At 61.8% G+C, this 2,442-nt stretch carries 4 protein-coding genes; 3 read left to right on the forward strand and 1 reads right to left on the reverse strand.

The genetic code is table 11. From position 1 onward, the window contains the following. Positions 1–611 (reverse strand): LOG family protein (locus tag ENZ74_RS29155; RefSeq protein ID WP_206522348.1); only part of this gene is annotated, 611 nt, incomplete at its 3' end. Between the two features lie 142 nt (positions 612–753). Here ENZ74_RS29155 and dapD point away from each other — a divergent pair. The 3 genes from dapD (at position 754) to ENZ74_RS29170 (ending at position 2,413) form a co-directional block, all read left to right on the forward strand. Next, positions 754–1,608 (forward strand): 2,3,4,5-tetrahydropyridine-2,6-dicarboxylate N-succinyltransferase, encoded by an 855-nt coding sequence (gene dapD, locus ENZ74_RS29160; RefSeq protein WP_013528480.1) that lies wholly within the window; start codon positions 754–756, stop codon positions 1,606–1,608. A gap of 72 nt (positions 1,609–1,680) precedes the next feature. Beyond that, positions 1,681–2,043, forward strand: a complete 363-nt coding sequence (locus ENZ74_RS29165; protein ID WP_013528479.1) for a DUF805 domain-containing protein — start codon at positions 1,681–1,683, stop codon at positions 2,041–2,043. After that, positions 2,036–2,413: a DUF805 domain-containing protein gene (locus ENZ74_RS29170; protein ID WP_024502086.1), complete on the forward strand. Its 378-nt coding sequence runs from the start codon at positions 2,036–2,038 to the stop codon at positions 2,411–2,413. The genes ENZ74_RS29165 and ENZ74_RS29170 overlap by 8 nt, the downstream gene beginning before the upstream one ends. The last annotated feature ends 29 nt before the right edge of the window (positions 2,414–2,442 follow it).

Raw genomic sequence — 2,442 nt, forward strand, 5'->3', positions numbered from 1 at the left:
CCCGGAAACACCGCGACCGCCTTGGCGCGCATGACGAAATGCATCTTGCGGATAGCGAAATAATGGAAGTTGAAACAGAGCTCCGGCGTCACATAGATGTTCGGCGCCTGCTCGTGCGGCAAGACGATGTTGAGGCCTATCGACGGCGCGCCGACATCGTCGGCGCCGCGGTTTCCCGCTTCCATCACGCCAGGCCCGCCGCCGGTCACCACGACATATTCGCGGTAATAGGAGGTAGCCGATTGCTGCGAGCAGAGGCGGGCGAATTTGCGCGCTTCCTCGTAGTATTTGCTGTTCTCTTCGAGGTTCTTCTTCTGCGTCTCGTTCTTGGCCGCCCAGGCCTCGCCGCCGGGTTCCGGCAGGCGCGCACCGCCGAACAGGATCACCGTCGAGCGGATGCCGCGTTCGGCTAGGATCATTTCCGGTTTCAGGAGTTCGAGTTGCAGCCTGACCGCGCGCAACTCGCGCCGCGTCATGAAGTCGGGATCGTTCCAGGCGAGCCGGTAGGTTTCGGCACGCGTCTGCGGCGTGTCAGGCACGCTCTTCGACCGCTCCAGATCCTCGTCCGAATGCGGCAGCGGCGTCCACCCCGCCTTTTCCATAGGAGTCATAACTACCCGTCCAATTCCCTTAACTGCGCCGTCCCGTGACGCACACGCGATTGACCCCCATTAAGCCTTAACATAGGGTCCGCGCGACTTTCAAAACAGGTTAAGGCTCAGTCCCTTAACAGCTTGGTAATGGAGCGAATTCATGTCGAAGCCCGATCTGGCGAGCCTCGAAAAGACCATCGAGAAGGCCTTCGAGGAACGCGATGCGATTTCGACTGCGACGCGCGGCGAAACGCGCGATGCCATCCAGTCGGCGCTTGACCTGCTCGACCGCGGCGCCGTCCGCGTCGCCGAGCGGCAGGCCGACGGCAAGTGGCATGTCAACCAGTGGCTGAAGAAGGCCGTGCTTTTGTCCTTCCGGCTCAACCCGATGGAGATCATCAAGGGTGGTCCCGGCGAAGCGACGTGGTGGGACAAGGTGCCGTCGAAGTTCGATGGCTGGGGCGCTGTCGATTTCGAAAAGGAGGGCTTTCGCGCCGTGCCGGGGTCGATCGTGCGTCGCTCGGCCTATATCGCGCCGGGCGCCGTGCTGATGCCGTCCTTCGTCAATGTCGGCGCCTATGTCGATACAGGCACCATGATCGACACCTGGGTCGGGGTAGGCTCCTGTGCCCAGATCGGCAAGAACGTGCATCTTTCCGGCGGCGTCGGCATCGGCGGCGTGCTGGAGCCGATGCAGGCAGGTCCGACCATCATCGAGGACAATTGCTTCATCGGCGCGCGCTCGGAAGTGGTCGAGGGCTGCATCGTGCGCGAAGGCTCGGTGCTCGGCATGGGCGTCTTCATCGGCCAGTCGACCAAGATCGTCGACCGCGCTACCGGCGAGATTTTCTATGGCGAAGTGCCGCCGAATTCCGTCGTCGTCGCCGGAGCGATGCCGGGCAAGCCCTTTCCGAACGGCGAGCCGGGTCCGAGCCTCTACTGCGCCGTCATCGTCAAGCGCGTCGACGCCAAAACCAGGTCCAAGACCTCGATCAACGAATTGCTGCGCGATTGATCTTTGCGCAAAGCGGGCGCACCTTCCGCCGGCGCGACAATCGGTCGCGCGGGTTCATCATGGAGGGGTGACATGGACTGGAAGTATCTGCTCACAAGTTTTGACGGTCGCATCAACCGTGGCAAGTTCTGGGCCGCGATTGGCGTTTTCATCGTCATTGGCATCGTTGCCTTTATTCTCGATGCGATCCTCGGTACACGCATCACCACGGCCAGTGGCGCCCAGATCGGCATCATCGGCATTCTCATCGCTCTGGCCTCGATCTATTTCGCACTCGCAGTCTACGCCAAGCGCTGGCATGATCGCGGCAAGTCGGGCTGGTGGAGCCTGATCATGCTGGTGCCATTGATCGGCCCGATCTGGTTTCTGGTGGAATGCGGCATTCTCGAAGGCGCCAGGGGCGCCAATCAATATGGACCGGACCCGCTTGCCTGACAGATCAGATCTCACCTGGCTTTTCTTCAAAACCTCGGGCCGCGTCAGTCGCGCGGCCTATTTTCTTGGCGGGTTGCTCGTCGCTATCATCCAGGCCTTCCCGCTCTACCGCTTCACGCTGGTGCCGGAAGGTTCGGCCGAGAGCAACATGTGGTCGTTCATCTTCTTCGTCGCCTTCATCGCCTCGCTGTGGTCGAACATTGCCCTGGCGGTCAAGCGGCTGCACGATTTGGACAAGCCGGGCATTGCGGCGCTGATCCTGTTCGTGCCGGTGGTCTCGATCGTGGCCTTCCTTGTGTTGTGCCTGTTTCCGGGGCAGCCTGGACCCAACCGCTACGGCCGGCGCACCAACGAGCCAGCACAACCCTGAGGTTCGATCGGACATGCGCTACCGTACGC

Source organism: Mesorhizobium sp. M7A.F.Ca.CA.002.15.2.1 (assembly GCF_003998715.1).
In the GTDB taxonomy this organism is placed as follows: Bacteria; Pseudomonadota; Alphaproteobacteria; order Rhizobiales; family Rhizobiaceae; genus Mesorhizobium; species Mesorhizobium ciceri.

Bases quoted from the DNA above. Each gene is read 5' to 3' on its own strand.
- dapD (WP_013528480.1), top strand. From the start codon at position 754: ATGTCGAAGCCCGATCTGGCGAGCCTCGAAAAGACCATCGAGAAGGCC.
- ENZ74_RS29165 (WP_013528479.1), top strand. From the start codon at position 1,681: ATGGACTGGAAGTATCTGCTCACAAGTTTTGACGGTCGCATCAACCGT.